Origin of the sequence: Variovorax sp. OV084 (assembly GCF_900111625.1) — a bacterium.
Lineage (GTDB): Bacteria > Pseudomonadota > Gammaproteobacteria > Burkholderiales > Burkholderiaceae_C > Variovorax.
Window position 1 is genome coordinate 23,567 of the sequence record NZ_FOII01000009.1, and the last position, 26,996, is coordinate 50,562.

26 protein-coding genes and 1 other RNA gene are annotated in these 26,996 nt (G+C 68.6%); 12 read left to right on the top strand and 15 right to left on the bottom strand.

Going from position 1 to position 26,996, the window contains the following annotated elements:
- Nucleotides 1–12: 12 nt before the first annotated feature.
- From BMW87_RS21445 to BMW87_RS21470, 6 genes are all read right to left on the bottom strand, one after another.
- On the bottom strand, nt 13–1,053 hold the full coding sequence (locus BMW87_RS21445; RefSeq protein WP_093056359.1) for an ABC transporter ATP-binding protein: 1,041 nt from the start codon (nt 1,051–1,053) through the stop codon (nt 13–15).
- 310 nt (nt 1,054–1,363) lie between these two features.
- Nucleotides 1,364–2,269, bottom strand: coding sequence for an ABC transporter permease (locus BMW87_RS21450; RefSeq protein WP_093056358.1), 906 nt, complete (start codon nt 2,267–2,269; stop codon nt 1,364–1,366).
- Between the two features lie 19 nt (nt 2,270–2,288).
- Nucleotides 2,289–3,242, bottom strand: coding sequence for an ABC transporter permease (locus BMW87_RS21455; protein WP_093078530.1), 954 nt, complete (start codon nt 3,240–3,242; stop codon nt 2,289–2,291).
- A 41-nt stretch (nt 3,243–3,283) separates the two neighbouring features.
- Nucleotides 3,284–4,945: an ABC transporter substrate-binding protein gene (locus BMW87_RS21460; RefSeq protein WP_093078532.1), complete on the bottom strand. Its 1,662-nt coding sequence runs from the start codon at nt 4,943–4,945 to the stop codon at nt 3,284–3,286.
- An 89-nt stretch (nt 4,946–5,034) separates the two neighbouring features.
- Nucleotides 5,035–5,811, bottom strand: a complete 777-nt coding sequence (locus BMW87_RS21465; RefSeq protein ID WP_093078533.1) for a 2-amino-5-chloromuconate deaminase CnbZ — start codon at nt 5,809–5,811, stop codon at nt 5,035–5,037.
- 55 nt (nt 5,812–5,866) lie between these two features.
- Nucleotides 5,867–6,811 carry a LysR family transcriptional regulator gene (locus BMW87_RS21470; RefSeq protein ID WP_093056354.1) on the bottom strand — a complete coding sequence of 315 codons (945 nt, stop codon included), beginning with the start codon at nt 6,809–6,811 and terminating at the stop codon, nt 5,867–5,869.
- Between the two features lie 207 nt (nt 6,812–7,018).
- Between BMW87_RS21470 and BMW87_RS21475 the strand changes: the two genes are divergently transcribed.
- The 5 genes from BMW87_RS21475 to htpX all read left to right on the top strand — a co-directional run bounded on the left by BMW87_RS21475 (nt 7,019) and on the right by htpX (nt 11,414).
- Entirely contained in the window at nt 7,019–7,747 is a 729-nt protein-coding gene (locus BMW87_RS21475; protein ID WP_177142272.1) for a peptidoglycan-binding protein, read from the top strand.
- 45 nt (nt 7,748–7,792) lie between these two features.
- Nucleotides 7,793–8,824, top strand: coding sequence for a dihydroorotase (gene pyrC, locus BMW87_RS21480; RefSeq protein ID WP_093078536.1), 1,032 nt, complete (start codon nt 7,793–7,795; stop codon nt 8,822–8,824).
- Nucleotides 8,821–9,639: an NYN domain-containing protein gene (locus tag BMW87_RS21485; RefSeq protein ID WP_093078537.1), complete on the top strand. Its 819-nt coding sequence runs from the start codon at nt 8,821–8,823 to the stop codon at nt 9,637–9,639. The genes pyrC and BMW87_RS21485 overlap by 4 nt, the downstream gene beginning before the upstream one ends.
- Nucleotides 9,636–10,388: a DUF3025 domain-containing protein gene (locus BMW87_RS21490; RefSeq protein WP_093078538.1), complete on the top strand. Its 753-nt coding sequence runs from the start codon at nt 9,636–9,638 to the stop codon at nt 10,386–10,388. Before BMW87_RS21485 ends, BMW87_RS21490 begins: the two co-directional genes overlap by 4 nt.
- 150 nt (nt 10,389–10,538) lie before the next feature.
- Nucleotides 10,539–11,414: a protease HtpX gene (gene htpX, locus BMW87_RS21495; RefSeq protein ID WP_093056349.1), complete on the top strand. Its 876-nt coding sequence runs from the start codon at nt 10,539–10,541 to the stop codon at nt 11,412–11,414.
- An 82-nt stretch (nt 11,415–11,496) separates the two neighbouring features.
- Here htpX and BMW87_RS21500 read toward each other — a convergent pair whose 3' ends face one another.
- From BMW87_RS21500 to msrB, 6 genes are all read right to left on the bottom strand, one after another.
- Nucleotides 11,497–12,426 carry a ProQ/FinO family protein gene (locus BMW87_RS21500; RefSeq protein WP_093078540.1) on the bottom strand — a complete coding sequence of 310 codons (930 nt, stop codon included), beginning with the start codon at nt 12,424–12,426 and terminating at the stop codon, nt 11,497–11,499.
- Nucleotides 12,427–12,491: 65 nt separating this feature from the next.
- Nucleotides 12,492–13,115 (bottom strand): flavin reductase family protein, encoded by a 624-nt coding sequence (locus BMW87_RS21505; RefSeq protein ID WP_093078542.1) that lies wholly within the window; start codon nt 13,113–13,115, stop codon nt 12,492–12,494.
- Between the two features lie 8 nt (nt 13,116–13,123).
- Nucleotides 13,124–13,681: a VUT family protein gene (locus tag BMW87_RS21510; protein WP_093078543.1), complete on the bottom strand. Its 558-nt coding sequence runs from the start codon at nt 13,679–13,681 to the stop codon at nt 13,124–13,126.
- Complete coding sequence (locus tag BMW87_RS21515; protein WP_093078545.1) at nt 13,681–15,348, bottom strand: NAD(P)/FAD-dependent oxidoreductase; 1,668 nt, start codon at nt 15,346–15,348, stop codon at nt 13,681–13,683. The genes BMW87_RS21510 and BMW87_RS21515 overlap by 1 nt, the downstream gene beginning before the upstream one ends.
- A 76-nt stretch (nt 15,349–15,424) precedes the next feature.
- On the bottom strand, nt 15,425–16,345 hold the full coding sequence (cysK, locus tag BMW87_RS21520) for a cysteine synthase A (protein WP_093078546.1): 921 nt from the start codon (nt 16,343–16,345) through the stop codon (nt 15,425–15,427).
- A gap of 79 nt (nt 16,346–16,424) precedes the next feature.
- On the bottom strand, nt 16,425–16,937 hold the full coding sequence (gene msrB / locus BMW87_RS21525) for a peptide-methionine (R)-S-oxide reductase MsrB (protein ID WP_093078548.1): 513 nt from the start codon (nt 16,935–16,937) through the stop codon (nt 16,425–16,427).
- A gap of 96 nt (nt 16,938–17,033) precedes the next feature.
- On the opposite strand from msrB, the gene rnpB reads away from it, so the two are divergent.
- The 7 genes from rnpB to BMW87_RS21560 all read left to right on the top strand — a co-directional run bounded on the left by rnpB (nt 17,034) and on the right by BMW87_RS21560 (nt 23,952).
- Nucleotides 17,034–17,362, top strand: an RNA gene (gene rnpB, locus BMW87_RS21530) — RNase P RNA component class A.
- A gap of 169 nt (nt 17,363–17,531) precedes the next feature.
- Nucleotides 17,532–17,975, top strand: a complete 444-nt coding sequence (locus BMW87_RS21535; RefSeq protein WP_093056399.1) for a MarR family winged helix-turn-helix transcriptional regulator — start codon at nt 17,532–17,534, stop codon at nt 17,973–17,975.
- On the top strand, nt 17,976–20,087 hold the full coding sequence (locus BMW87_RS21540; protein WP_093078549.1) for an FUSC family protein: 2,112 nt from the start codon (nt 17,976–17,978) through the stop codon (nt 20,085–20,087).
- Entirely contained in the window at nt 20,084–20,290 is a 207-nt protein-coding gene (locus BMW87_RS21545; RefSeq protein ID WP_093056341.1) for a DUF1656 domain-containing protein, read from the top strand. The genes BMW87_RS21540 and BMW87_RS21545 overlap by 4 nt, the downstream gene beginning before the upstream one ends.
- A 22-nt stretch (nt 20,291–20,312) precedes the next feature.
- The gene (locus BMW87_RS21550) at nt 20,313–21,251 is read left to right on the top strand and encodes an efflux RND transporter periplasmic adaptor subunit (protein WP_093078550.1); all 939 of its coding nucleotides are present in this window, start codon (nt 20,313–20,315) and stop codon (nt 21,249–21,251) included.
- A complete protein-coding gene (locus BMW87_RS21555) occupies nt 21,248–22,732 on the top strand; it encodes an efflux transporter outer membrane subunit (RefSeq protein WP_093078552.1) in 1,485 nt (494 codons plus the stop codon). The genes BMW87_RS21550 and BMW87_RS21555 overlap by 4 nt, the downstream gene beginning before the upstream one ends.
- Nucleotides 22,729–23,952 carry a multidrug effflux MFS transporter gene (locus BMW87_RS21560; RefSeq protein WP_093078553.1) on the top strand — a complete coding sequence of 408 codons (1,224 nt, stop codon included), beginning with the start codon at nt 22,729–22,731 and terminating at the stop codon, nt 23,950–23,952. The genes BMW87_RS21555 and BMW87_RS21560 overlap by 4 nt, the downstream gene beginning before the upstream one ends.
- Here BMW87_RS21560 and BMW87_RS21565 read toward each other — a convergent pair.
- The 3 genes from BMW87_RS21565 to BMW87_RS21575 form a co-directional block, all read right to left on the bottom strand.
- The gene (locus BMW87_RS21565) at nt 23,942–24,484 is read right to left on the bottom strand and encodes a hypothetical protein (protein ID WP_093078555.1); all 543 of its coding nucleotides are present in this window, start codon (nt 24,482–24,484) and stop codon (nt 23,942–23,944) included. The genes BMW87_RS21560 and BMW87_RS21565 overlap by 11 nt on opposite strands.
- Before the next feature lie 124 nt (nt 24,485–24,608).
- Nucleotides 24,609–25,331: an RNA pseudouridine synthase gene (locus BMW87_RS21570; protein WP_256216859.1), complete on the bottom strand. Its 723-nt coding sequence runs from the start codon at nt 25,329–25,331 to the stop codon at nt 24,609–24,611.
- Nucleotides 25,328–26,992, bottom strand: coding sequence for an MBL fold metallo-hydrolase (locus BMW87_RS21575; protein WP_093078556.1), 1,665 nt, complete (start codon nt 26,990–26,992; stop codon nt 25,328–25,330). The genes BMW87_RS21570 and BMW87_RS21575 overlap by 4 nt, the downstream gene beginning before the upstream one ends.
- Nucleotides 26,993–26,996 lie beyond the last annotated feature (4 nt).

Below are 26,996 nucleotides of genomic sequence, written 5' to 3' on the forward strand. Positions count from 1 at the left end.
CCGGCGCGGCGCTCATGCTGCCTGCCTCTGCGTTTCGATGGCCATCGGATGCCCGCTGCCGGCTTCGTGGATCAGGCAGCTCACCGCATGCTGCGAGCCGGTGACGATGCGTTCGGGCACGACCTTGGCGCACACCGGCGCGGCCAGCGCGCAGCGCGGATGAAAGCGGCAGCCCGAGGGCGGGTTGATGGGGTTCGGCGGATCGCCCGCGAGCGCCGCTTCTTCGGTGCGGTGGTCAGGGTCCATCGACGGCATGGAGGACAGCAGCGCACGCGTGTAGGGGTGAGCGGGCGCGTCGTACAGCGCATCGGCCGGGCCGATCTCGGCCACCTGGCCCAGGTACATCACCATGACGCGGTCGCTCACGTAGCGCACCACGTTGAGGTCGTGGCTGATGAACACGTAGGTCAGCCCGAACTCGGTCTTCAGGTCGAGCAGCAGGTTGATGACCTGTGCTTCCACCGACTTGTCGAGCGCGGAGACGGCTTCGTCGAGGATCACCATGCGCGGCTGCAGTGCCAGTGCCCGCGCGATGTTCACGCGCTGCCGCTGGCCGCCCGAGAGCTCATGCGGGTAGCGTTCGGCAAAGCGCTGCGGCGAGAGGCCCACGCGAGCCAGCAGGTCGCGCGCCCGTTCCACCGATTCGCGTCGCGATACGCCGTGCACCTGCGGGCCGAAGGCGATCGAGTCTTCGATGGTGAGGCGCGGGTTGAGCGAGGCGTAGCTGTCCTGGAACACCATCTGCACCTGGCGGCGGAATTCTTTCAGCGGCAGGTCGCGGCTGCCGACTTCGCGGCCGTCGAACACGACTTCGCCGCGTGTGGGTTCGATGAGCTGCATCAGCAGGCGGGCGGTGGTCGACTTGCCGCAGCCCGACTCGCCGACCACGCCTAGCGTTTCGCCCTTGAGCACTTCGAAGTCCACGCCGTCGACTGCGCGCACAACGCCGCCGCCGCGGCCCAGTGGGTCTTTCTTCAGGGGGAAGTGCTTGACCAGGCCTTTGATTGTCAGGAGCGGTTGGGCTGGGCCGCCGATGTCTTTGGGTGCGTCCATTTTTGTTAGCTCCTGTCCACTGCGTTCGGGGTGCGTGCGAATGACACCGGGTACTCCCCTCCGCGAATGTCCCCCGCCTTCGGCTCCTCCTTTATTTCGCTGCGGGGAGCACCCGGTGCCATTCGCACATGGGCGCGGCTGTGGTGCTGGCCGATCAACCACCGCTGCGAACAACGATCACGCCGATGGGGTGCCTTGCGCAGCGAAATAAAGGAGGAGGCCGAAGGCCGGGGGACATTCGCGGAGCAAGGTACCCCGTCGGCGTGAGCGCGCCCTGAAACGCACTGCATCGAAGAACAGACTTCCATGCTCACCCCTTATTGTCCATGGCAGACCGAAGCCCGTCGGACAAGATGTTGAAAGAGATCGAAGTGATGAAGATCATCGCGCCCGGCAGCGCAGCGACCCATGGCTGCACATAGATGGCGGTGCGCAGCGTGTTGAGCATCAGCCCCCACTCGGGCTCCGGCGGCTTCACGCCGAGACCGAGGAACGACAGGCCCGAAGCCAGGATCATCGACACCGCGATCAGGCTGGTGGCGTACACGAAGATCGGGCCGAGCACATTGCCCAACACGTGCACGCGCACGATGGTGAAGGGGCTGGCGCCTGAAGCGCGCGCCGCTTCCACGTAGTCGCGGGTGCGCACCTGCGTGGTCACGCTCTCGGCCACGCGCGCTATCTGCGGAATGAACACGATGGTCAGCGAGATCAGCGAATTGACCACCCCCGCACCCAGCGTGCCCGACAGCGCGATGGCCAGCAGCACCGATGGGAAGGCGTAGAACACGTCGATGGTGCGCATGATCAGCGTGTTGGTCAGCCCGCCCGCGTAGCCCGCGACGATGCCGATGATCGTGCCCAGCACGAAGGCGCACAGCACCGGCGTGATGCCGATGAACAGCGACAGCCGCGCGCCGACGATGAGGCGCGAGAGCATGTCGCGGCCCAGCTCGTCGCTGCCGAAGGGCAGGCCTTCGGTGCCGATGGGCTTCAGGCGCTTGAGCATCGACGACTGGTAGGGGTCCGACGGCGCGAGCCATGGGCCGAAGACTGCGAGCGCGATCAGCAGCAAAACGACGATGGCCGCGCCCACGGCGACCGGGTCGCGCCGGAAGCGCAGCCACACCGAGGCCCAGTAGCCGCGCGAGCGCTGGGCCGGCAAGGGTTCGACTGCGATTGCGGAAGATGAAGAGGCGGGAAGCACGGTGGACATGGCTTGGCGGCTTTCTTCTTCAGGCGCGCGCGATGCGCGGATCGAGCAAGGTCTGCAGCACGTCGACCAGCAGGTTCAGCAGCACGAAGAACAGTGCCAGCACCAGGATCGTTCCCTGCAGCAGCGGCAGGTCGCGCTGGAAGATGGCCGAGTTCAGCAGGAAGCCGGTGCCCGGCCACGAGAACACGGTCTCGATGAGGATCGAGCCGCCGAGCAGGTAGCCCAGTTGCAGGCCCATCACCGCCAGCGCCGTGGGCGCCGCGTTCTTCACCATGTGGCGGAACACGCCGAGGTGCGTGAGCCCCTTGGCGCGCAGGCCGACAATGAACTCCTGGTCGAGGATGTCGGCCACCAGTGCGCGCACGGTGCGCGCGATGATGCCCATGGGAATCACCGACATCGTGAGCGCCGGCAGCAGCAGGAACTGCAGGTGCTCCCAGTCCCAGGCCCAGTCGTCGGAGCCGCTGGGGCCCGCGCCGGTGGCCGGCAGCCACATGAGCTGCGACGAGAACACGATCACCATCACCATGCCCAGCCAGTAGTGCGGCACGCTCACGCCCAGCACCGAGAACATCGAGGCCAGGCGGTCGACCCACGAGTTGCGGAAGTAGCCCGCCACGAAGCCGAACAGGCAGCCCAGCACGAAGCCGATGAAGGTTGCCACCACCGCGAGCCGCAGCGTGTTGCCCACGGCGGTGAACACCTCGCCGGCCACCGCGCGGTTGCTGGCGATGGACACGCCCAGGTCGCCATGCATCGCGCGCCACAGCCACATCGCGAACTGCTCTGGCAGCGAGCGGTTGAAGCCGTAGAGCTCCCGCAGCTGCGCCTGCAGGTCGGCCGAAGCGTCGGGCGGCAATATCGACACCAGCGGATCGCCCGGCGCGATGTGCACAAGCAGGAAGCACACGAGGGCCACGCCGATCATGATCGGCACGGCGTAGATCACGCGGCGCAGGAGGTAGGCGAACATTGGCTGGATAGCTGGCTGATGGGCTGGCTGGAAGAAGGCGGTCAGTCCATCGTCATCGTGGCGATGTCGATGAACCAGCTCTTGGGCTGCACCACGTTCTTGACCTTGGCCGACATGGCGCGCGGACCGACGTCGTGCGCGATCCACACGAAGGGCGCGTCGTCCACGATGTGCGTGTGCAGCTTGGCGAGCGCGGCGTCGCGTGCCTTGTCGTCGAAGCTGGTGCGCGCATCGGCCACCAGCTTGTCGACCTCGGGGCTGCCGTAGTAGCCCCAGTTGTTCGACACCGGCGGGAAGGCCTTGGTGCTCACGAAGCGCACCATCGCGAAGAACGGGTCCATGGCCGCGAAGCTGATGTTGACCGCATTGGCGCCGTTGGCCGACGGGTCTTTCGCGCCCTTGCGCCAGTTGGTGAACAGCGTGTTCCATTCGATCACGTCGAACTGCACGTCGAAGTAGCACTGCTTGAGCGACTGCTGCGCGAACTCGTTCATCGGCAGCGGCTGCATCTGGCCCGAGCCCGATGCCGAGATCTGCACCTTCACCTTGATCGGCTTGGCGGCCGAGTAGCCGGCCTGCGTCATCAGTGCCTGCGCTGCCTTCACGTCGTACTTGATGTCGAAGGTGGGCTTGCCGAACCACGGGTGGCCCGGCGGCACCGTGCCCTTGGGCTCGGCCATCATGCCGCCCAGCAGCTGCTTCATGCCGCCGCGGTCGATGCACAGGTTGGCGGCCTGGCGCACGCGCTTGTCGAGCCAGGGCGAGCCTTCGGCGAACGAGAGCTGCCACGGCCACACGTGGGGCTGTGCATTCGAATAGATCTTGAAGCCGCGCTGCGTGATCTGCGCCATGGCGTCGGGCGCGGGCGCCTCGATCCAGTCGACCTGGCCGCCCAGCAGCGCAGCGGTGCGCGCATTGGCCTCGGGCATCGGCAGCATCACGACCTTGTCGATCTTCGGCACGCGCCTGGCGTCCCAGTAGGTCTTGTTGGCGGCAAGCTCCAGCCGCTCGCGCGCCACGAAGCGCGTGACCTTGAACGGGCCCGAGCCGGCGGGGTCGGCGGCGAAGGCGGTCCATGCGGCCTTGGACTTGTCGGCGGGCGTGGCGCCGGCGGCTGCGTCGAACTTCTTCTGCCAGTGCGCGGGCGAGGCCATGAACAGGTTCGTGAGGTTGATCGGCAGGAAGGCGTCGGGCTCGCTGGTGGTGAGCTCGACCGTCGTGTCGTCGATCTTGCGCGCCGACTTGAGCGTGGGCATGCGCGAGGCCGTCACGCCGACCTGGCTGGGGTCGAACTGCACGGCTTCCTTGTCGAGCACCTTCTGCACGTTCCACACCACGGCGTCGGCGGTGAAGGCCGAGCCGTCGTGGAACTTGACGCCGGGGCGCAGCTTGAAGACCCACTTGGTCTTGTCCTTGGCGTCCACCGCCCACGAGGTGGCGAGGCCGGGAATCAGCACGCTCGGTGCGTCGGCCTTCGACAGGTCCCACTGCGTGAGCGAGTCGTAGATCGGAATGCCGGTGAAGCGGTTGCCCTCGAAGCCCTGGTCGGGCTGGCCCAGCGTGCGCGGAATGTCGGCTGCCGTCATGGCGATGCGCAGCGTCTTTTCCTGGGCCATCGCATGGGGCGCGGCCAGGGTCAGGACGGCGAGCGCCGCGCAGGCGGCCAGGGGCTTCAGGAACAGGGCAGGGGCAGCACGCTTCACATGGAACTCCGTTGGGTGGAATGGCGAAAAGGACGAAAGGAAACTCTCAAGCACGACATGTGCCAGCAGGCGGTCAGTCCCTGCCTGGCCTAGGGCCATGACAGCGCGATCTCGCGCCTCGCGCAGCGCAGGTCCATCTCGACTTCCATGTCCACGATCGGCGGGCGCGCGAGGTGCCATGTCAGGCCGGTGGTGAGCGCGCCGCGCTGCACGATTTCGTCGAACACCAGCGCGCCGATGTCATGCACCGTGTAGGCCTGCACGGCCGCGGCATCGCGCCAGCCGAAGCCCAGCACGGCCAGGCGGCGTTCCATTTCCGTCATCACGTAGCCGAGCTTGGCGCGCAGGCCGTCGGGGCTGGTGTCGCCCAGGCGGACCATCACCTCGCGGTAGCTGGCGTGGCCGTCGGGCGCTTCGCCGCCGCCCGAGACCACGAAGCTCGGCGGCCCGGCATCGTCGTCGGCCGGCACGGTGTACGAGAAGGCCTGGAAGGCCGGCGTGGCCGGTGCGCCGACGCGCGGGCACACGTTGGTGCGCGCAACCGGGTTGTGGTCGCCGCGCAGCAGCTGCCAGCGCTCGAGCGTGCCGGCATAGATGCGGTTGAAGTCGTGAAAGCCGCGTTCGGAGAACGGCGCGGGCGAGCGCAGTTCGCAGGCGCACAGCGCGGTGAGCGGCCGGCCGATGGCGCGCAGGTGCGCCGCGATGGCGTCGAAGCCGTCGGCAAGCGGCACGGCCTGCTGGAAGCGCACCCGCTCGATGGCAAAGCCGGGCAGCGCCGCCACGCCGGCGGAATACTGGAACACGCCCTTCGCGTAGCGGTAGCCGCCTTCGGGGAACGCAATGGTTTCGGTGCTTGTGGTTGTCATGCCGTCTTTCCTCGTCAGCGCCCAATGTAGGGAGCGACGAGGCCGGCGGGAAGGCTCATTTCTGCACGCGCGTGTTGCCGGAATCAGAACGCGGCACCGCGTTGGAGCCGTAGCGCCCCATGCTGGTGGCCAGCATTTCGAGCAGTGCGCGCGACGCCGGCGACTGGCGCTGCCCCGGCATCGTGAGCAGGCTGGTCGCGGTGGCGGCAAAGTCGCGCTCCTGCAGCGGCACGGCGCACAGGTCTCCGTTCGACACCTCGTGCAGCGCCGCATAGCGCGGCAGGAAGGTGATGAGATCGCTGTTGCGCACCACGCCCTTGGCCATGTCGAGCGTGCTCGTCTCGATCACCAGGTCGAGCGACACCTGCGTCTTCGATGCGATGCGGTCGACCAGGTGGCGGATCTGGAACGAGCGGTCGGGCAGCGCCACGCGGTGGCCTTCGAGTTCGCGGAACGACACGCTGCGCCGCCGCGCCAGCGCATGCGTGGGCGCGACGATGGCGCACAGCGGCTGCTCCAGCCGCGCATGTTCGCGGAAGGCATGGCGCTCGGGCAGGTTGAAGGCCAGCGCGATGTCGATGCGGCCTTCCTGCAGCGCTTCGAGCACCGCGCGCGAGCCCACCACCGAGGCCTGCAGCTTCACCTGCGGATGCCGCTTCTGGAAGCGCGCCAGGTTGTTCGCAAGGAAGTGGCTGACCATGCCCTCGATGCTGCCGACGCGCACTGTGCCGACGGGCTGGCCGATCAGCTCCTGCAACGCGCCGCGCAGCGCCTCGCTGTTCTGCAGCACCTGGTCGGCGTGTGCGAGCACCAGCTCGCCGGCCGGCGTGAGGGTGGTGCGGTTGGCGCGGCGGTCGAGCAGGGCGGTCTGCAGTTCGCCTTCGAGCTTGGCGATCTGGCGGCTGATGGCGCTCGGCGCCACGCCCAGTTGCTCCGCGGCGCGGCGCAGCGAGCCGGCCTTGGCGGTCTCGCGAAAGTAAAGCATTGCCGTGGACAGCATGGCGGTTTCCTGTTTTCTTGTTCTCGCAAGGCCTGGGCCGGCCGAACCTTCGGCCGAATGGCGCAGCACGTCAAGCAACGGGCGTGCCCCGGGCCAAGCGGGGTCGCCATCCCGTATATGCCGTCCGACCGATGGACGCGGCGGAGCCCGTTTTTGACAATGCAACCGTTTGCACCGACAGTCTGTGGGGCGAAGGGAACAGAACCGATGACAACACTGACGCAGGGTGCACGTGGCGCCGACGTTCGCAGATTGCAGGAGGCATTGAACCGGAAGCTCCAGCCGAACCCCGGGCTCGTGCTCGACGGCGACTACGGCCCGATTACCCGGATTGCGGTGCGCCGCCTGCAGGCCGCGAACTGGCTCGCCGAAGACGGCGAGGCCGGCCCCTGCACGCAGAACCTGGTGTTCGGCAATGAGTGCCACGCGCCGATCCTGCACCCCGTTGCGCTGATTCCGCAGCCCACGCCCGGCCAGTGCTGGGCCGCCTGCACGGCAATGATCACGCGCTCCAACGTGCAGGCGGTGGTAGCGCGCACGCCCACCGAGCTGATCGCCGACGACGGCGGCCTGCGCACCTTCGCGAATGCCGACGACGCCATGACGGCCGATGCGCTCTTTGCGTCCGCGCACGGCCTGGCGGTGCGCCCGCCGGCGCCCTGGTCGGTCGGCCAGCTGCGTGCCGCACTGCAGCACGGGCCGCTGATGTTCGATCTGCCGTGGGGTGCGAGGGGGTATGCCGCCGGTGTCGGCCGTCCGGGCCACATGGTGCTTGTCGTGGGTATTCGCGGCGACGACGATCCCGGCGGGCGCGGCACCACGCTGCGAATCTTCGACCCCTGGCCGCCGGGCAAGGGGGCGCGCAGTTCGGTCAACCACGTCAAGTGGAGCCAGCAGGTGCCCCGGAACGCCTGTCGCGTGTTCTCGCATCCGTAGCCCGGTGGGAGGGCGCCAGGGGGGCGATGCGACAATCCCAGCGCCATGACAGACACCCTCACGATCACCCGCCCCGACGACTGGCACCTGCACGTGCGCGATGGCGCCGCCCTCGAAGCCGTCGTTCCCCACAGCGCTCGCCAGTTCGGCCGCGCGCTGATCATGCCCAACCTTCGCCCGCCCGTGACCACCGCCGCACAGGCCGTGGCCTACCGCGACCGCATCCGCGCCGCCGTGCCCGAAGGCACGGCCTTCGAGCCCGTGATGTCGCTCTACCTCACCGACAAGCTGCCGCCCGAAGAGATCGCGCTGGCAGCCGAAGCCGGCGTGCGCGCGCTCAAGCTCTACCCGGCCGGCGCCACCACCAACAGCGATGCCGGTGTGACCGACATCCGCAAGACCTACAAGACGCTCGAAGCCATGCAGAAGCACGGCCTCTTGCTGCTGGTGCACGGTGAGGTGACCGACCCCGCCATCGACCTGTTCGACCGCGAAGCCGTGTTCGTCGACCGCGTGATGATTCCGCTGCGCCGCGACTTTCCCGAGCTGAAGGTGGTGTTCGAGCACCTGACCACGAAGGAAGGCGCCCACTACGTGCGCGACGCTGATCGCTTCACGGCAGCCACCATCACGGCGCACCACCTGCTGTACAACCGCAACGCCATCTTCACCGGCGGCATTCGCCCGCACTACTACTGCCTGCCCGTGCTCAAGCGCGAGACGCACCGCGTGGCGCTGGTCGAGGCAGCCACCAGCGGCAGCGACCGTTTCTTCCTGGGCACCGACAGCGCACCGCACCCGGCGCACCTGAAGGAGCATGCGCTGGGTTGCGCCGGCTGCTACACCGCGCTCACGGCCATCGAGCTGTACGCCGAGGCCTTCGACAGCGTGAACGCGCTCGACAAGCTCGAAGGCTTCGCGAGCTTCCACGGCCCCGACTTCTACGAACTGCCGCGCCACACCGACACCATCACGCTCAAGCGCGAAAGCTGGACCGTGCCGGAGACCGTGCCCTACGGCGACGCCACGCTCAAGCCCTTGCGCGGCGGCGAGACGATCAACTGGAAGCTCTCATGACACCGACGCTGCGCGTGATGTTGCTGATCGACGCCGACAACGTCTCGGCCGATGTGATCGAACAGGCCGTGCAGCGCACGATGGATGAATACGGCGCCATTCACGTGCGCCGCGCGTATTGCAACGCCGAGATGGCGGTGAACCGGCAGGCGATGTTCAAGCGGCTGTCGGTGCGGCCGATGGTGAACCTGTCGGCCGGCAAGAACAGCACCGACATCGCGCTGTCGGTCGACGCCATCGACCTGGCCATCAACGAGCGGCCCGACGTGGTGGTGCTGGTGTCTTCCGACTCCGACTTCGCGCCGCTCGTGATCCGCCTGCGCGAAAAGGGCTGCCGCGTCTGCGGCATCGGCCAGCAGGGCAAGACGGGCGAAGAGACGGTCGGCGTGTACGACGCCTTCATGGACCTCGCGCACCACGCCAGCACGAAGCCCGCGGTGCGCACCGCGCCGGCGAAGAAGGCGGCTGCGGCCAAGTCTGCACCCGCGAAGACCGCGCGGGCCAAGGCGACGCCTGCTGCCAAGAAGGCCGCGGCCAAGACGCCGGCCCGCAAGACGGCGAAGGCCGTCAAGGCCGCGCCGCCACCGCAGCAGCAACCGCAAATCTCCGAAGCGGCCGAATTCATCCTGCAGGCTGCACCGGCCTTGCGCAGCGGCAACGACGTGCCGCTCAACGACGTGGCAAAGGCCCTGCGCACGGCCGGCCTGCTTGGCAAGCACGGCAGCTCGCTCAAGCTTTTCGACAAACTCACGTCGGAGTTCGCCGTGATGCAGCACCCTGACCGCATCCGCTGGACGGGCGCGTCCGCGCCTTGACCCTGCCGGCGGTTGATTGGGCGCAGCCCTGGCTGGCGCCCTATCGTTCGAGCGGCGGCGCGGTAGAGCAGGCCGCGCGGCACGCCGGGGTGGCTGCCGCCCTGCAGGCAGTCAAGCCCGCCCAGGCGCCCGATTTCGTACATCAGGACGCGCTGCCCGCAGGCCAGGCCTACGAAGCCCACATCTTCCAGACCCGCACCGTCCCCACGCGCGACAACCTGCACGATTTCTTCAACGGCCTCGTCTGGCTCGCCTTTCCGCAGACCAAGCGCCGGCTCAACGAACTGCAGGCGGCCGAGATCGCGCGAAGCGGCGTTGCCGCCGTGCGAGGCCCGCTGCGCGATGCGCTCACGCTGCTCGACGAGAACGGCGCAGTGCTCGATGCGCCACCCGCGCTCTGGCAGGCGCTGATCGCGCGCGACTGGCACACGCTGTTCGTCACGCAACGCGGGCTGTGGAGCGAAGCCCGCCTGCTGCTCTTCGGCCATGCGCTGCTCGAAAAACTGGTCACGCCGCGCAAGCCGATCACGGCACACGTACTGCTGACGCACGACGCGAGCGGCCCGGCGGCGTTCGATGACGAGCGCATGGCGCAGGCGCTCAGCGCGCGGCAGCTCGAACGCAAGCCCTTCGTGCCGCTGCCGGTGCTCGGCGTGCCCGGCTGGTGGGGCGGCAACGAGGCGGCGGCGTTCTATGCCGATCCGCAGGTTTTCAGGCCCTTGCCGGGCCGGGGAATACCAGGGGCATAGAACTTTTGCTCCTATCATGGCTCTACCGGCTGCCGCCGACCGGAGCGCCCAGAACGCACTACAACACCCAGGGCCTCCATGCCGCGTACGGCTTGAAGAGGGCCCCGGGGTCCTCATCTAGGTGGCAGGTTTCCCCACGGAGAATTCAACTTGAAACGTATCCTTCTGTTCGTTTTGACCAATGTGATGGTCGTCGCGGTGCTCGGCGTGGTCGCCAGCCTGCTCGGCGTCAATCGCTTCCTCACGGCCAACGGGCTCAACCTGGGCGCGCTGCTCGGCTTCGCGCTGGTGATGGGTTTCGGCGGCGCGATCATCTCGCTGCTCATCAGCAAGCCCATGGCCAAGTGGACCACCGGCCTGCACATGATCGACAACCCCCAGTCGCCCGACGAGGCCTGGATCGTCGGCACGGTGCGCAAGTTCGCAGACAAGGCCGGCATCGGCATGCCCGAGGTCGGCATCTTCGAAGGCGAGCCCAATGCCTTTGCGACCGGCGCGTTCAAGAACTCGTCGCTGGTGGCGGTGTCCACCGGCCTGCTGCAGGGCATGACGCGCGAAGAGGTCGAGGCCGTCATCGGCCACGAAGTGGCCCACATCGCCAATGGCGACATGGTCACGATGACGCTGATCCAGGGCGTGATGAACACCTTTGTCGTGTTCCTGTCGCGCGTGATCGGCTATGCGGTCGACAGCTTCCTGCGCCGCGGCGACGACCGTTCGTCGGGCCCCGGCATCGGCTACTACGTGAGCACCATCGTGCTGGACATCGTGCTTGGCTTTGCCGCCGCGATGGTGGTGGCCTGGTTCTCGCGCCATCGCGAGTTCCGCGCCGACGCCGGTGCGGCCGCGCTGATGGGCCAGAAGCAGCCAATGATCAACGCGCTCGCGCGCCTGGGTGGCCTGCCTGCCGGTGAACTGCCGAAGGCCGTGGAAGCCATGGGCATCACCGGCAGCATCGGCAAGCTGTTTGCCACGCACCCGCCGATCGAAGAGCGCATTGCTGCGCTGCAGAACGCGCAGCGCTGATCAGTCGGTCGCGGCAAGTCCGCGGCGCCATGAAAAAAAGCCGCCACATTGCTGTGGCGGCTTTTTTGTTTGTGTGGCGTGTTCAGTCTGCTGCGGGTGCTTCGGGTGCTTCGACGGCCGGCGCCGCAGGTGCCTCGCGATCGGCGCGCGCGCGTTGCAGCGTGCGCGTCACCTCGCCGTGCTTCATGCCGTACATGTCGGCGAACTCCTGCTCGCTGCGGCCGCTGGCCTCGAAGGCGCGCAGCAGCGCCTCGCGCTTGGCGGCCTGCTGGGCGAGTTCGGCCAGGGCCTCGTCCACCACGGCGTTGTTGTTCTCGTCACGCGAGCGCACCAGCACTGCATAGGCCTCGCGATCCAGGCCCGAGGCCTCGACGGCCTTGGCGATGCGCGCGACCAGCTGCGGGCGCAGGTCTTCGCCGTTGGCACGTTGCAGGCGGCGGCGGTGCAGCTCGAGGATGGCGTGGTGCACGTGCTCCGGCGCGACCGGGTCGAGCGCGTTGCCGTCGAGGTCGTGGCGCGCCAGGCCGGCGGCCACGGCCTCCAGGTAGCGCGTGGAGCGCGCGTGCTGGCCCATGGCGATCTTCAGGTCTTCGGCCTTGAAGTCTTCGGGGTGGCGCGCGAGCAGTTCCTCGTACACGCCGAGCTTCAGCGGCACGAAGCGCGCGCCGAAGAGCTGCGGGTACAGCTCGAACAGGCGCTCGAGCACCGGGTTGACCTTGCGCGGTGCGCGCTGCGGTTGAGCCGCTGCCTGGCCCTGTGCCTGGCCTTGCGCACCTTGCTTGCGCGGCTGCTGTTGCTGCCGCTGCGGGCGCTGGTTGCCTGCGCCCTGGTTGTTCTGGCGGGGTGGGCGGGACTGGCGAGGCTGCTGCGCGGGAGTTTCCGCGCTGCTGCTCGTGCCTGAATCCGCATCGGGGCCGGCCTGCAGCTGCTTCAGCTGATCGGCCATGTCCAGTTGCTGACGCCGGGGCGGGCGCGCGTTCGTCTTCGGGGTGGCGGTGGAAGCGTCGGTCATGCGGGGGGCGCGGCGAGGGTCGCGGTGGAATGAAAGGGAAAGAAATGAAGTCCGGTTTGGCGCCTTCAGCGCGGCCGGAACATCCTGAAGAGATTGTCGGGGCTGACTTCGAAATAGTCCGCCGGTCCGCCGCCGCGCAGGATGGGCTGCGCCGCGGCGGTGTCGTAGATGCCGTCCTTCAGCAGGTGGCGCGCAATGTGCACGCCCACCACTTCGCCGAGGATCAGCCAGGTTTGCACGGGCGTGCCGTCCACGCCTTCTAGCTGCAGGATCTGCGTGAGCCTGCATTCGAAGGACACGGGGCTTTCGGCTACGCGCGGCACCGCGATGGTTTTGGAGGCGGCGGTCGTGAGCCCGGCGAGCTCGAACTCGTTCACATCGGGCGGCACGGCGGCGCACGAGCGGTTCATCTGCTCGGCCAGCGGCCGGGTCGCCAGGTTCCAGCCGAACTCGCGCGTCTGGCGGATGTTGTGCAGGCTGTCCTTGGCGCCGATGCTGGCGAAGCCGACGATGGGCGGCGTGTAGTTGAAGGCGTTGAAGAAGCTGTAGGGCGCGAGGTTGAGCACGCCGTTCGCGTCCTGCGACGAGATCCAGCCGATGGGGCGCGGCCCGACCATCGCGTTGAACGGGTCGTGCGGCAGGCCGTGGCCCTTGGCGGGCTCGTAGAAGTGGAAGTCGTCGTTCGCCATCGATGTCCTCAGTGGCCCAGGGCCGAAGCCCGCGCCGCCTGCCGGCCGATCAGCAGCCGGAACGGCAGCAGCATCAGCACGCCGACGGCGAGCTTCACGGCGAGGTCGCCCAGCGCCCACGTGAACCAAGGGCCTTCGGTGCCCGCGAAGGCGATGCCCCAGAACACGATGCTGTCGAGCACCGCTGCAATCACCGTGGCCACCAGCGGGGCGCGCCACCAGAGGCCGCGCCGCAGCCGGTCGAACACGCCGATGTCGAGCAACTGGGAGGCGATGAAGGCCAGCCCCGATGCCGCCGCGATGCGCACCGGCGCGAGCAGCAGCGAGATGCCCACGGCGACGGCAAAGCCGACCCATGCCACGCGCCGCGCCATGCCGGGGCCGAAGCACCGGTTGACGAGGTCGCTCACGAGGTACGCCACCGGGTAGGTGAAGGCGCCCCAGGTCAGCCAGTCGTTGATGGCGAACTGCACGAGGATGTTGGAAGCCAGCACCACGGCTGCCATCGCGAGCGTGGCGGCGGTCAGCTGACCGAGGGTGGGGCGCTCGAAGTGCATGGCTTGCATCAGACGCTCGCGGTGCGTTCGCGTTCGGCCTCGGCCAGCACGCCGTGCGCCACGGCCTCGGCCACCTTGATGCCGTCGACGCCGGCCGACAGGATGCCGCCCGCGTAGCTCGCGCCTTCGCCGGCAGGGTAGAGGCCGCGCACGTTGAGGCTCTGGAAGTCGTCGCCGCGCGTGATGCGGATGGGCGACGAGGTGCGCGTCTCGACGCCGGTGAGGACCGCGTCGTGCGTGTCGAAGCCCTTGATCTTGCGGCCGAAGGCGGGGAAGGCCTCGCGCATGGCCTCGATGGCGTAGGCGGGCAGGGCCTTGTGCAGGTCGGTCGGTGTCACGCCCGGCTTGTACGACGGCGTCACGCTGCCGAGCGCCGTAGAGGGCTTGCCGGCGATGAAGTCGCCCACCAGCTGGCCCGGCGCGCGGTAGTCGCCGCCGCCGAGCACGAAGGCGTTGCTTTCGAGTTCGCGCTGCAGTGCGATGCCCGCGAGCGCATCGCCGGAGGAACTGGATTCCCATCCTGGGAAATCGCGCGGGTCGATGCCCACCACGATGCCCGCGTTGGCATTGCGCTCATTGCGCGAGTACTGGCTCATGCCGTTGGTGACCACGCGGCCCGGCTCGCTGGTGGCTGCGACCACGGTGCCGCCGGGGCACATGCAGAAGCTGTAGACCGAGCGGCCGTTGCTCGCGTGGTGCACCAGCTTGTAGTCGGCCGCGCCGAGCAGCGGGTGGCCCGCATGGCGGCCCCAGCGTGCGCGGTCGATCAGGCCCTGCGGATGCTCCACGCGGAAGCCGATGGAGAAGGGCTTGGCCTCGATGTGCACGCCGCGCTTGTGCAGCATCTCGAAGGTGTCGCGCGAGCTGTGGCCCAGCGCCATCACCACGTGGTCGGCGCGCAGTTCGCTGCTTTGGCCGGTCGTCTGGTCGAGCACGGTGAGGCCGCGCAGGTGGCCGTCTTCGATGTGCACGTCGGTCACGCGCTGCTCGAAGCGGATTTCGCCGCCCAGCGCCACGATCTGCTCGCGGATGTTCTCGACCACCTTCACCAGCTTGAAGGTGCCGATGTGCGGATGCGCGACATAAAGAATTTCTGGCGGCGCACCGGCCTTCACGAACTCTTCCATCACCTTGCGGCCGAGGAAGCGCGGGTCCTTGATCTGGCTGTAGAGCTTGCCGTCCGAGAAGGTGCCGGCGCCGCCTTCGCCGAACTGCACGTTCGACTCGGGGTTGAGCACGCTCTTGCGCCACAGGCCCCAGGTGTCGCGGGTGCGCTGGCGCACGGTCTTGCCGCGTTCGAGCACGATGGGCTTGAAGCCCATCTTCGCGAGCATCAGCGCCGCGAAGATGCCGCAGGGGCCGAAGCCGATCACCACTGGCCGGGCAGTGCCTTCTGCCGCATTGGCCGGCGGCGTGTAGCGCATGTCCGGAGCGGCCTGGATGTGCGGATGGCCCGCGTGCTTGGCGAGCAGCGCGGCTTCCAGCTTCGCATCGGCCAGCTGCACGTCGCAGATGTAGACCGTGAGCAGTTCGACCTTGCGCGCGTCGAAGCTGCGCTTGTAGACGGTGTGGGAGGCGATCGCGTCGAGCGGAACGTCGAGCGTCCTGGCGATCAGGGTTTCCAGCGCGTCGGGCGCGTGGTCGAGCGGGAGTTTGAGTTCGGAGATTCTCAGCATGGCGGCGTAGGGCTTGTGTTTATCAAGCAGGCCGCGCATTTTACGCGCCGAGGGCGCTATGAAAGCTATAGCTGGATCAGGCGGGCAGGAAGCCCTCGACCGAAAGGTACCGCTCGCCCGTGTCGTAGTTGAAGCCCAGCACCACCGCATCGGGTGCCAGCGAGGGCAGCTTCTGCGCGATGGCAGCGAGCGTGGCACCCGACGAAATGCCGACCAGAATGCCTTCCTCGCGCGCGCAGCGGCGGGCCATTTCTCGCGCCGGTTCGGCATCGACCTGCAGCACGCCGTCGAGCAGCGAGGTGTCGAGGTTCTTCGGAATGAAGCCCGCGCCGATGCCCTGGATGGGGTGCGGCGCCGGCGCGCCGCCGGAAATGACCGGCGAAGCCACCGGCTCGACCGCGAACACCTGCAGCTTCGGCCACTTCTTCTTCAGCACCTGCGCCACGCCCGTGATGTGGCCGCCCGTGCCCACGCCGGTGATCAGCACGTCGATGCCATCAGGAAAGTCGGCCGCGATTTCCTCTGCCGTGGTGCGCACGTGCACTTCGACATTCGCGGGGTTGTTGAACTGCTGCGGCATCCACGCACCGGGCGTGCCGGCCACGATTTCCTCGGCGCGGGCGATGGAGCCCTTCATGCCGTTGGCGCGCGGAGTCAGGTCGAATGAGGCGCCGTAAGCCAGCATCAGGCGGCGGCGCTCGATGGACATGCTGTCGGGCATCACCAGGATCAGCTTGTAGCCCTTGACGGCCGCCACCATGGCAAGGCCGATGCCGGTATTGCCCGAGGTGGGCTCGACGATGGTGCCACCGGGCTTGAGTGCGCCGCTTTTCTCGGCGTCTTCCACCATCGACAGCGCGATGCGGTCCTTGATGGAGCCGCCAGGATTGGCGCGCTCCGACTTGATCCACACCTGCTGCTTCGCATTGCCGAACAGGCGGTTGATGCGGATGTGCGGTGTGTTGCCGATGGTCTCGAGGATGTTCTGGGCCTTCATGGACGGAGTCTCCTTGGGTCAATGCGTTTGTCGGACGGACAGCGCGCATTGTGAGACCAGCCCATGACCCCTGCGGCCCCTATGTCGCTCCAGGCGTGAAGGTCATCGCCACGCCGTTCATGCAGTAGCGCAGCCCGGTGGGCTTGGGCCCGTCGTCGAACACATGACCCAGGTGGCCGCCGCAGCGGCGGCAGTGCACTTCCGTGCGCGCCATGCCGAAAGACCGGTCCTGGTGCTCGCCCACGGCCTTGTCGAGCGGCTGCCAGAAGCTCGGCCAGCCGGTGCGGCTGTCGAACTTGGTCTTCGAGGAGAACAGGTCGAGCGCGCAGCCCGCGCAGCTGAAGCGCCCGGCCCGGTGCTCGTCGTTGAGCGGGCTCGTGTAGGGCCGCTCGGTGCCTTCCTGGCGCAGCACCGAGAACTGGCTCGCGGTGAGCAGCTTGCGCCATTCGGCCTCGGTGTGCGTGACTTCGAATTTCTCGTTCTCCGCCGCCTGCGCAGGGCGTGTGCCCCAGCCGAAGAACTGGGCAATGGCCAGCCCCAGCGTGGAGGTTCCGGCGGCAATGGCGAAGCGGCGTCTGGTGTTTTGCGTCATGCCCTTAGTTCGGGCCGGCGAGGCGGCGGGTTACAAATAGCGGCGCAGCATCGCCTGAAAAGGCGCTTTCGCCCGTGAGGCGATAATCCGCCCCGTGAAGCACGCCAGACCGCCGCTGGTGCAAGTCTCGAAAGAGCGCACTGGAGGAACGTCCGGACTGCATAGGACAGCGCAGGAGTTAACGACTCTCCACCGTGAGGTGAGGATCAGAGCAACAGAGACGAGCCGATTAAGTTCGGGTGAAACGGGCAATCTCTGCGCGCAGCAACACCAAGTAGGCCAGTATTGAGGTGGTTCCGCTGAGCTGGCGGGTAGGTGGCATCGAGCCGTCTGGTGACAGGCGGCCCAGAGTAATGGCGGTCACGTCGAGGGCTTCGCAAGAGGCCCTCGATGCACAGAATCCGGCTTATCGGCGGGCTTCACACTTTTCTTCTTCCCGTTTTTCTTTTTTCGCGCCTTCGGCCTGAAGGCGGGCGACAGCCTTGTCGCCAGCAAGGGATTGGTAGTTACCCGTACAATCGATAGCATGCTAATTAATAGGCGGCTACCGTGACCGACTCCGACAACTCCCAACCGACACGCGAAAACGCGCTGATGCGGCTCGGCATGTCGCTTTCGGTGCTGCAGCGCGGCTACCGCGCCCATGCAGACAAGGCCGTGGCGCACGTCGGGGTGTCGCAATCGCTGGCTTGGCCGATCGTGATGCTCGGCCGCATGAACGGCGAAGTGCGCCAGGGCGTGCTGGCCGAGGCGCTGGGCATCGAAGGCCCTTCGTTGGTGCGCTCGCTCGATCAGCTGGTCGAGGCCGGTTTCGTCGAGCGGCACGAAGATCCGTCTGACCGCCGCGCCAAGACCCTGCATCTCACCGAAGCCGGCAAGGCCGCCTGCGCGCCCATCGAGGCCGCGCTGAGCCTGATGCGCACCGCAATGTTCGAAGGCGTGCCGGACGAAGACATCGCCGCCTGCCTGCGCGTGTTTGCCGTGCTCGAAGAGCGCCTGGGCCGCGCCGCGCAGCCACCGCAAGAAGGGCGCAAGTAAATGGCCGCGCTCAGCCTGCCGCGCTTCAGCCGCGCGGAGCTTCTCTTTTCCGGCAAGAGCTTCGCCGCGGCCATGCTGGCGATGTACCTTGCCAGCCGCGCCGGCCTGCCGCGTCCGTTCTGGGCGCTCATGACCACCTACATCGTTGCCCATCCGCTGGCCGGCGCCGTGCGCTCGAAGGCGGTGTACCGCTTCTTCGGCACGCTCATCGGCAGCACCGCCACTGTGCTGCTGGTGCCCGCGCTTTCCAACGCGCCCGAGCTGCTGACGCTGGTGCTCGCGCTGTGGGTCGGGCTGTGCCTGTGCATCTCGCTGCTCGACCGCACGCCGCGCTCGTATGTGTTCATGCTCGCGGGCTACACGGCGGCACTGATCGGCTTTCCGTCGGTGCAGACGCCGCTCGCGCTGTTCGACACCGCCGTGGCGCGCGTGGAAGAAATCGGCCTCGGCATCTTCTGCGCCACGCTGGTCCACAGCCTCGTGCTGCCCGCGGGGCTTGCACCGACCGTGCTGGGCCTGCTCGACCGCACGCTGCAGGACGCGCGCAAGTGGCTCGGCGACCTGCTGCAGCCCGCCGGCCGCAGCAGCAACGCCGATCCGAAACGCCTCGACGACGACCGCCGCCGCCTCGCCGGCGACATCACGCAGCTGCGCCTGCTCTCGACCCATGTGCCCTTCGACACCACGCACCTGCGTTGGACCGCGGGCGCCATCCGCGCCATGCAGGACCGCGTTGCCGCGCTCACTCCGGCCCTGTCGGCCGTCGAAGACCGCCTGCAGGCGCTGGAGCAGGCCGAAGGCCGGCTGGCACCCGATGTGGCTGCCGTGCTCTCGCGGGCCGCTCAGTGGCTGCGCGAAGAAGCCGAACCCACCGGCGACGCAGCAACCCGCGCCGAACGCCTGCAAGCCTTGCGCCGCGCCATCGACGTACTGAGCGCCACACCCGCGAGCGCGCAGCAACAGACTCCATGGGGCCGCGCCCTGCGCATCGGCCTCGCAGGCCGTCTCGCAGAACTCGTCGACGGCTGGACCGCCTGCGCCCAGCTGCGCCTGGACATCGACGAAGGCCTGAAGGGCGCTGCGCCGCTGCGCCGCACGGCAGCGCTCGGCAGTCGAGTGCTGCACCGCGACTACGGCATGGCGCTGCTGTCCGCGCTTGCGGCCGTCATCGCCATCTGCCTGTGCGGCGCGTTCTGGATCGTCACCGGCTGGCCCATGGGCTCGGCCGCGACCATGATGGCTGCCGTCTTCTGCTGCTTCTTCGCCACCATGGACGACCCCGTGCCGGCGATCCACGGCTTCCTGAAATGGACGCTGTTGTCCATTCCGATCTCGGCGCTCTATGTGCTGGTGCTGATGCCCACGGTGCAGGACTTCGGCATGCTCGTGGTCATCTGCGCGCCGCTCTTCCTGCTGCTGGGCCTCTACCTGCCGCGCCCGACGCATTTCATGCCCGCGATGGCGCTGATCTTCGGCGTGGCCGGCACGCTCGCGCTGCACGACACGGCCAGCTCCGATCTCGTGAGCTTCCTCAACAGCATGATCGGCCAGATCGTCGGCGTGGTCGTTGCTGCGCGAGTCACCCGCCTGGTGCGTTCGGTGGGCGCCGACTGGAGCGCGCGCCGCATCCAGCGCGCCACATGGCGCGAACTCGGCGACATGGCCGCGTCTTCTCAACCGCAGTACGCGCAGAGCGATGCTTATGCCGTGCGCATGCTCGATCGCATCGGCCTGCTCGCGCCGCGCATCGCGCAGGCCGGCGGCACCGTCGAAGGCGTGGCCGCCAACGACGCGCTGCGCGACCTGCGCATGGGCGCCGACATCGCCGTGCTGCAGCGCGTGCGCGCCCAGCTGCCGCTGGCTACATCGGCCGCGCTGCTGGGCGGCATCTCGCGCTTCTTCCGCCAGCGTTCGGAAGGCCGCATGAACCCGCGCCCGCCGGGCCTGCTGCCGCAGATCGACGAGGCGCTGAACGCAATGCTCGAAGCGCGCGACACCGCTGCTTCATCGACGTCGCGCGCCGCCGTTACCGCACTGGTCGGCCTGCGCCGCAATCTTTTTCCCGACGCGCCACCGATGCTGGGCGCGTCCAGGCAAGGAGCTTCCGCATGATCGGCGAAGCCAGTTTCTACGGCCTCTACCTGCCCTGGATCATGGTGCTGGCCCTCGGCGCGCTGCTCGCGCTGTGGGGCGTGCGCCGCCTGCTCGCGGCCACCGGCGTGTACCGCTGGGTGTGGCATCCGGCGCTGTTCGACATGGCGCTCTACCTGCTGCTGCTCTATGCGCTGAGCCGCGTCACCTCCTACCTCCAATAAACAGACAGACAACGAGATCTCCATGAAAGCCACCAGTCCTTCCGCAGAAAACCCGTGGGCCCAGCGCCTCGGGCGCGTTCTTTTCACCGTGGTCGTGGTGGCCGCCGCCGTGTGGGCCGGCCTGCGACTGTGGGACCACTACGAACTCGCACCGTGGACGCGCGACGGCCGCGTACGCGCCAACGTCGTGCAGATCGCGCCCGACGTGTCGGGCCTCGTCACCGCCGTGCCGATCCGCGACAACCAGCCGGTCGCCGCCGGCACGCTGCTGTTCGAGGTGGACCGTGCGCGCTACGACCTCGCCGTGCGCCAGGCCCAGGCCGTGCTCGCCGCGCAGCGCGCCCAGAGCGCCCAGGCGCAGCGCGAGAACACGCGCAACACCGGGCTCGACGACCTGATCTCGAAGGAGTCGCGCGAACAGACCCGCTCGCGCGTCGAGCAGATGCAGGCCGCCGTCGCCCAGGCCGAAGTGGCGCTCGATTCGGCCCGCCTCAACCTGCAGCGCGCCGAGGTGCGCGCGCCCACCGACGGCCTCGTCACCAACCTCGACCTGCGCCAGGGCAGCTACGCCGCTGCGGGCCGCCCGGTGCTCGCGCTGGTCGATGCGCAGTCGTTCTACGTCGAAGGCTATTTCGAAGAAACCAAGCTGCCCCGCATCCACCTCGGCGACCGCGTGCGCGTCACGCCGATGGGTGGCGGCGCGGTGTTCGAAGGCGCGGTCGACAGCGTGGCTGCCGGCATCGCCGACCACGACCGCTCCACCAGCGCCAACCTGCTGCCCAGCGTGAACCCGACCTTCAACTGGGTGCGGCTCGCGCAGCGCATTCCGGTGCGCATCAAGCTCGATCCGCTGCCGCAGGGCGCGCGCCTTGTTGCGGGCCAGACGGTGACGGTGCAGGTGCTGGAGAACAAGGCGGCGCAGAAGACGGCGGCAACGACCCCAGCGCCGCAGAAGGGATGAACAGCATGACCCGCTTCGCATTTCGCCTTGCATCGCTGGCCGTCGCCGCCGGGCTCGCGGCCTGCGCGGCGGTCGGCCCCGATTACAAGCAACCGCCCGAGGCGCTCGCCAGCCAGAGCGCTGCCGGCAAGCCCTTCGCCGAGGCGCCCGCCAACGCCGCGCCGCTGCCTGCGCACTGGTGGCGCCTGTACCACGACCCGCTGCTCGACAGGCTCGTCGAACAGGCCCTCGCGCACAACACCGACCTGCGCCAGGCCGTCGCCAACCTCGAGCGCGAGCGCGCCATCGACGACGAAGTGGCCGGCGGCAAGTACCCCACCATCGGCGTGAATGGCGGCCCGTCGTTCGGCCACCAGTCGGGCATCCAGTTGCTGCAGCGCGGCTACGAGCCGCCGAGCACCTTCAACTACAGCCTGGGCGCCTCGCTGTCGTACCAGGTCGACCTGTTCGGCCAGCTGCGCCGCGCCATCGAAGCCTCGGCCGCCAACACCGAAGCGGCCGAAGCCGCGCTCGACCTGGTGCGCGTCAACGTCGCAGCGGGCACTGCGCGCGCCTATGCCGAAGCCTGTTCCACCGGCTTGCGCCTGGAGATCGCGCAGAAGTCCGTCGACCTGCAGAAAGACGCGGTGAACGTCACCGAGCGCCTGCAGAAGGCCGGGCGCGCCGGCGCCATCGATGCGGGCCGCGCGCGTGCGCAGCTGCAATCGCTCAACGCCGCGCTGCCGCCGCTGCAGGCCAGCCGCCAGGCCGCGTTGTACCGCCTGGCCACGCTCACCGGCGCGCTGCCGCAAGACTTTCCGCGCGAGGTGGCCGGCTGCACCACGCCGCCGCGCGTGGCCGGTGTGCTGCCCGTGGGCGACGGCGCGCAGCTGCTGCGCCGCCGGCCCGACATCCGCCAGGCCGAGCGCACGCTGGCCGCGTCCACCGCGCGCATCGGCGTCGCCACGGCCGACCTGTACCCGCACGTGTCGATCGGCCTGTCGGCAATGTCGGCCAGCACCGCCGCTGATTTCGGGCGCAAGGACAGCATGAGCTACAGCCTCGGGCCGCTGATCTCGTGGACGATCCCGAACACCGGCGTGGTCCAGGCGCGCATCGCACAAGCCGAGGCCGGCACGCGCGGCGCGCTCGCCAAGTTCGACGGCACCGTGCTCACCGCGCTGCGCGAGACCGAGACCGCGCTCGGCAACTACGCCCGCGAACTCGACCGCCGCGCTGCGCTGGAAGCCTCGCGAGACCAGAGCGCCATCGTCGCGCGGCAGGCGCGCCAGCTCTACCAGAACGGCCGCACCGGCTACCTCGATTCGCTCGACGCCGAGCGCGCGCTGGCCGCGAGCGAGTCCGCGCTGGCCGCCAGCGAAGCGCAGCTGTCCGACGACCAGGTCATGCTTTTCATGGCGCTGGGCGGCGGCTGGGAGCCTGAAGATACGAACCTTGCGCACGGCAACCTGACCGGCGGCGCAACCACCACCAAGCAATGACCGCAGCCATCACCTCCGAGCCACAGCGCCGCCCCCACGCGCCGCTGTGGCTGCTGGCGTTGGTCACCTTCAGCGGCACGCTGGCCATGCACATCTTCGTGCCCGCGCTGCCCATCGCCGCGAAGAGCCTCGGCGCAGGCATCGGCGCCATGCAGATGACGGTGAGCCTCTACATCTTCGGCCTGGCAGTGGGCCAGCTGGTGTACGGCCCGCTGGCCGATCGCTACGGGCGACGGCCGGTGCTGCTGTTCGGGCTGGGGCTGTATTGCGTGGCGGGTCTTGCGGCCGCGGTCGCGCCTGAAGTGCATTCGCTCATCGCGGCGCGCCTGTTCCAGGCGGTAGGTGGCTGCGCCGGCCTCGTGCTCGGCCGCAGCATCGTGCGCGACACGGCCGAACCGCAAGAGGCCACGCGTCGCCTCGCGCTGATGAACCTGATGGTCACCATCGGCCCGAGCCTCGCGCCGCTGCTCGGCGGTGCGCTCGCCACCGCATTGGGCTGGCGCTCGATCTTCTACGCGCTCTTTGCCCTCGGCGTCATCGGCTTTCTGTTCACCTGGCGCCTGCTGCCCGAAACCGGCGCGCCTGGCGCGGCCGTCAATGCGCGTGAGCTCGCGCGCAACTACAGGAAGCTGCTGGCCTCGCCGGCCTTTCTCGGCTTCTCGGTCGGCGGCGGTTGCGCCACCACGTCGATGTATGCCTTCATCGCTTCGGCGCCCTTCATCTTCGTGGACCAGCTGCACCGGCCGGCGCACGAGGCGGGCATCTACCTCGCCATCCTGGTGTCGGGCGTGTGGCTCGGCAGCTTTCTCACCAGCCATCTGATCTCGCGTGTGCGGGTCGACCGCCTCATGGTCCGCTCGAACGCCTTGAGCGTGGCCGCGGCCTTCGTGCTGCTGGGCGCGGCGCTGACCGATCACCTCTCGGTGCCGCTCATCGTCGCCTGCATGTTCCTGTTCACCGTTGGCGCCGGCATGGCCTCGCCGGCCGCGCTCACGCAGGCGATCAGCGTGAACCCGCAGGTCATCGGCTCGGCCTCGGGCCTTTACGGCTTCACGCAGATGGCCGTGGGCGCGCTGTGCACGGCGCTCGCGGGCATGGGCCACCGTAACCCCGCCCTGGCATCGGCCATCGTGCTGGCGGGGGCGGGCATCGTGGCGCAGCTGTCGTTTGCGGTGGCGCTGCGCGCGCAGAAGCGCGCAGCCGCAAACGTCAGCGCGTGAAGAGCCAGCCCCCCTTGGGCTGGCGCATCAGCTCGTGGCGCTTCACGGCGCGCTCCTCGCCGTCGTCGCCCACATAGACCACCTCGAAGCGCAGCAGCTTCGGCGTGACCATCTTCCAGTTCTGGATGCGCTTCACCGTCACGCAGGCGGTCTTGTCGTGGTACTGCATTTCCGACATCGGGCCGCCCTGGAAGCCCGTGCCGTCGAACAGGCGGCCGGACGCTGCAAAGGGGTTGAGCACCGCACCGTTGCGCGCGGTGATGCAGCCCTCGGTCCGCACGAAGGACTCGATGGTCGGCGAGGCGCTGCGCACCACCTTGCCGACGGCCGGGCTGGGCGGCTTGCCGCCGATGGCTTCGCGGATGCGCTCGACCTGTTCCTCGGTGATGGGTGCCAGGCCGTCCTTCGAGACCACGGCAGGCGGTGGTGCCGGTGGCGCGGGCGGCGGTGGTGGCGCGAAAAGCGTGCAGCCCGCTACCAGTGCCAAAGGCACGGTGCAGGCCAGGGCGGTGCTCGGTGGTCCGAACTTCATGGCTCAGTCTCCCTGACGGCGGCCCATCGGGGCCGCTGGCTGAAAATTGCAGGCCGCGAACATGCGGTGCATCGTCGTTGTCGTCCTCTTTCTCTTCTCTTCTTTATTTCTTCGTTGTTGTTTTTCAGAAGCGTTCGTGGGGTGCAAGGTAGCGCCACTGCCCGGGCTGCAGCCCCGCCAGCGGCACGCGGCCGATGCGGATGCGCCGCATCGCCAGAATGCGCAGGTCTACGCCGTCGCAGATGTTGGCAATCTGCCCAGGCCGCGCGCCCTTGAGCGCGAAGCGCAGGCCCGTCTGCTCGTCGCTCTGGCGGCCGATGCTCACGCGCGCGGGCGAGCGTTCCAGCCGCGCCAGCACCTCGGGGCTCACCGGGCCGGCCACGTCCACCATCACCTCGTGTTCGAGGATGCCGGCGTCTTCCTGCAGCTTGCGTTCGATGCGGAATTCCTGCGTGTACGCGACCAGCCCGCTGGCGCCGGTTTCGAGCGGCGTCATGCAGCGTTGCGCCTTTGCATGCGCCGGCAGAAAGCGCTGTCCGGCGCGCTCGGGCTCGTGATGATTCGCAGCCACCAGCAGGCGGTGCGCGGTGTCGGTTGCCATGCCGGCAGGCTTGTACAGAAGCAATGTGACAGGCACTACCGGCTCGGGCTTGGCACCCGCCTCGATCTCGACCTGCTGGTGCGGCAGCACGCGCGACTGCGGCAGCATCTGCGGCACGCCATCGACGCGCACTGCGCCGTTCTCTATCAGCAGCTCGGCTTCGCGCCGCGACACGCCAGCCATTGCGGCCACGCGCTTGGCAAGGCGGATGCCTTCGTCTTCGACGGGAGCAGTTTTCATGTTCATCGGGGCGCCGCCAGTTGGCGGATGCGTGCCACGTGCGCGGCCAGCGAGCGGGCGGCCACTGGCCACATGCGTTCGGGCACGTCGTCGTAGGCCAGCGGCAGCCATTCTTCGGGCGTGCCTTCGGGCAGCTTCTGCATCGCGGCGGCGATCTTGGCTTCGCGCTTCAGGCGGTGCGCCTTCAGCATGCCGATGGCGGTGCGGGCAAAGCCGATCACGTAGCCGTGCGCCGGCAGGATGAAGCCGATGCCGCCGGCCTCGCAGGCCGCATCGAGCGTGTCGAGCGAATCGAGGTACGCCGTCATGTCGCCATCGGGCGGATCGACCACCGTGGTGCTGCCGTTGAGGATGTGGTCGCCGGAGAACAGCAGGCCGTCTTCTTCCAGCACCAGGCACAGGTGGTTGGCCGCATGGCCGGGTGTGTGTATCACGCGCAGCGTGTGGGTGACGGTTTCGCCGGCAGCGTTGGCGCCCGACAGCACGAGGCGTTCGCCGTCGGCCAGTTCGCGCTCGGGCGTGAAGCGCGCGGTGGCGCGCGCGGTCGGCTTCGAGGCCAGGCCCAGGATCGGCGGCTTGCCGTTCTTGCACAGCGCCTGCAGCGGCGCCGCACCCGGCGAGTGGTCGGCATGCGAATGCGTGCAGACGATCATGCGGATGTCGCCCTTCGTGGCGCGCCACAGCCGGCCGATGTGGTCGAAGTCGTTCGGGCCCGGGTCGATCACGATGTAGCCCGTCGCCGCGTCGCCCACGATGTAGCTGTTGGTACCCGGGCCCGTCATCGCGCTCGGGTTGGGCGCGGTGAGGCGCATCACGTTCTTCAGCAGCGGCACCGGGTGCTCGCTCTGCCAGTCGAGCGCGTGCAGGAGCTGGCCGTCGGGGCACACCAGCGCGAGTTCGCCATAGGGCGACTCGTGTTCCATGTAGCGCGCGTCCTCGCCCTTGAGCAGGCCGGCGCGCGGGCAGCTGGTCCACAGCGGGGCCTCGCTGGCACAGGCCGCGAGCAGGGCATCGACGGTGGGGTACGCGGCCATGCGCTGCAGCGTGCGCACGGTCGGGAAGATCATGAAGAAGGTGCCGGCCTCATGGCGCGCGAGCGCATCGGCCGGATGCACCCAGCTGGGCTCGAACTGCTCGCTCTCGTCGGCAGTGGGCGTCTGGCCTTCGGGCATGCGCGCCACCAGAAAGGGCACGTCGAAGCGCTTGGGCAGGTCGCGGTCGGTCATCCAGTGCGCGAAGGTGAACACGCGGTCCGAGTCGAGCACCAGTCCGCGTGCCGCGCACTGGTCGGCAAAGGCGGTGCCGGCGGTGTCGCCGCGGTCCATCGCTGCGACTTCTTCGGCTCTGACAGGGCTTCCGTCGGCATGGTGCGCGAGCAGGATGCCCAGCTCTTCGAAAGCCTCGCGAATGGCCGCGATGGCCTGCGTGCGCTGCACGCGGCTTTGCGTGGGGCGGCGCGTGGCGATGCGCTTGGCCGCTTCGTCGGCGTCGTCGATATGGCCGCCGGGAAACACGTATGCGCCGGGCGCGAAACTGGCGGTGGCCGAGCGGCGGGTCATCAGCACTTCGATGCCGGCGGCGCTGTCGCGCAGCAGCAGCACCGTGGCGGCCGCGCGCAGGGGCGCGGGCTCGCGTGGGGTGTGTAGTTGTTGGGAGGAACGGACCATGGGG

Excerpts from the sequence above, each read along its gene's own strand:
- cysK (WP_093078546.1), bottom strand. The coding sequence starts at position 16,345 with ATGAAGGCCCAGAACATCCTCGAGACCATCGGCAACACACCGCACATC.
- BMW87_RS21445 (WP_093056359.1), bottom strand. The coding sequence starts at position 1,053 with ATGGACGCACCCAAAGACATCGGCGGCCCAGCCCAACCGCTCCTGACA.
- pyrC (WP_093078536.1), top strand. The coding sequence starts at position 7,793 with ATGACAGACACCCTCACGATCACCCGCCCCGACGACTGGCACCTGCAC.
- BMW87_RS21510 (WP_093078543.1), bottom strand. The coding sequence starts at position 13,681 with ATGCAAGCCATGCACTTCGAGCGCCCCACCCTCGGTCAGCTGACCGCC.
- BMW87_RS21505 (WP_093078542.1), bottom strand. The coding sequence starts at position 13,115 with ATGGCGAACGACGACTTCCACTTCTACGAGCCCGCCAAGGGCCACGGC.
- BMW87_RS21515 (WP_093078545.1), bottom strand. The coding sequence starts at position 15,348 with ATGCTGAGAATCTCCGAACTCAAACTCCCGCTCGACCACGCGCCCGAC.
- BMW87_RS21540 (WP_093078549.1), top strand. The coding sequence starts at position 17,976 with ATGGCCGCGCTCAGCCTGCCGCGCTTCAGCCGCGCGGAGCTTCTCTTT.
- BMW87_RS21535 (WP_093056399.1), top strand. The coding sequence starts at position 17,532 with ATGCGGCTCGGCATGTCGCTTTCGGTGCTGCAGCGCGGCTACCGCGCC.
- BMW87_RS21475 (WP_177142272.1), top strand. The coding sequence starts at position 7,019 with ATGACAACACTGACGCAGGGTGCACGTGGCGCCGACGTTCGCAGATTG.
- msrB (WP_093078548.1), bottom strand. The coding sequence starts at position 16,937 with ATGACGCAAAACACCAGACGCCGCTTCGCCATTGCCGCCGGAACCTCC.
- BMW87_RS21545 (WP_093056341.1), top strand. The coding sequence starts at position 20,084 with ATGATCGGCGAAGCCAGTTTCTACGGCCTCTACCTGCCCTGGATCATG.
- BMW87_RS21565 (WP_093078555.1), bottom strand. The coding sequence starts at position 24,484 with ATGAAGTTCGGACCACCGAGCACCGCCCTGGCCTGCACCGTGCCTTTG.
- BMW87_RS21570 (WP_256216859.1), bottom strand. The coding sequence starts at position 25,331 with ATGAACATGAAAACTGCTCCCGTCGAAGACGAAGGCATCCGCCTTGCC.
- BMW87_RS21550 (WP_093078550.1), top strand. The coding sequence starts at position 20,313 with ATGAAAGCCACCAGTCCTTCCGCAGAAAACCCGTGGGCCCAGCGCCTC.
- BMW87_RS21575 (WP_093078556.1), bottom strand. The coding sequence starts at position 26,992 with ATGGTCCGTTCCTCCCAACAACTACACACCCCACGCGAGCCCGCGCCC.
- BMW87_RS21455 (WP_093078530.1), bottom strand. The coding sequence starts at position 3,242 with ATGTTCGCCTACCTCCTGCGCCGCGTGATCTACGCCGTGCCGATCATG.
- BMW87_RS21560 (WP_093078553.1), top strand. The coding sequence starts at position 22,729 with ATGACCGCAGCCATCACCTCCGAGCCACAGCGCCGCCCCCACGCGCCG.
- BMW87_RS21555 (WP_093078552.1), top strand. The coding sequence starts at position 21,248 with ATGAACAGCATGACCCGCTTCGCATTTCGCCTTGCATCGCTGGCCGTC.
- BMW87_RS21485 (WP_093078537.1), top strand. The coding sequence starts at position 8,821 with ATGACACCGACGCTGCGCGTGATGTTGCTGATCGACGCCGACAACGTC.
- BMW87_RS21470 (WP_093056354.1), bottom strand. The coding sequence starts at position 6,811 with ATGCTGTCCACGGCAATGCTTTACTTTCGCGAGACCGCCAAGGCCGGC.
- BMW87_RS21450 (WP_093056358.1), bottom strand. The coding sequence starts at position 2,269 with ATGTCCACCGTGCTTCCCGCCTCTTCATCTTCCGCAATCGCAGTCGAA.
- BMW87_RS21465 (WP_093078533.1), bottom strand. The coding sequence starts at position 5,811 with ATGACAACCACAAGCACCGAAACCATTGCGTTCCCCGAAGGCGGCTAC.
- BMW87_RS21500 (WP_093078540.1), bottom strand. The coding sequence starts at position 12,426 with ATGACCGACGCTTCCACCGCCACCCCGAAGACGAACGCGCGCCCGCCC.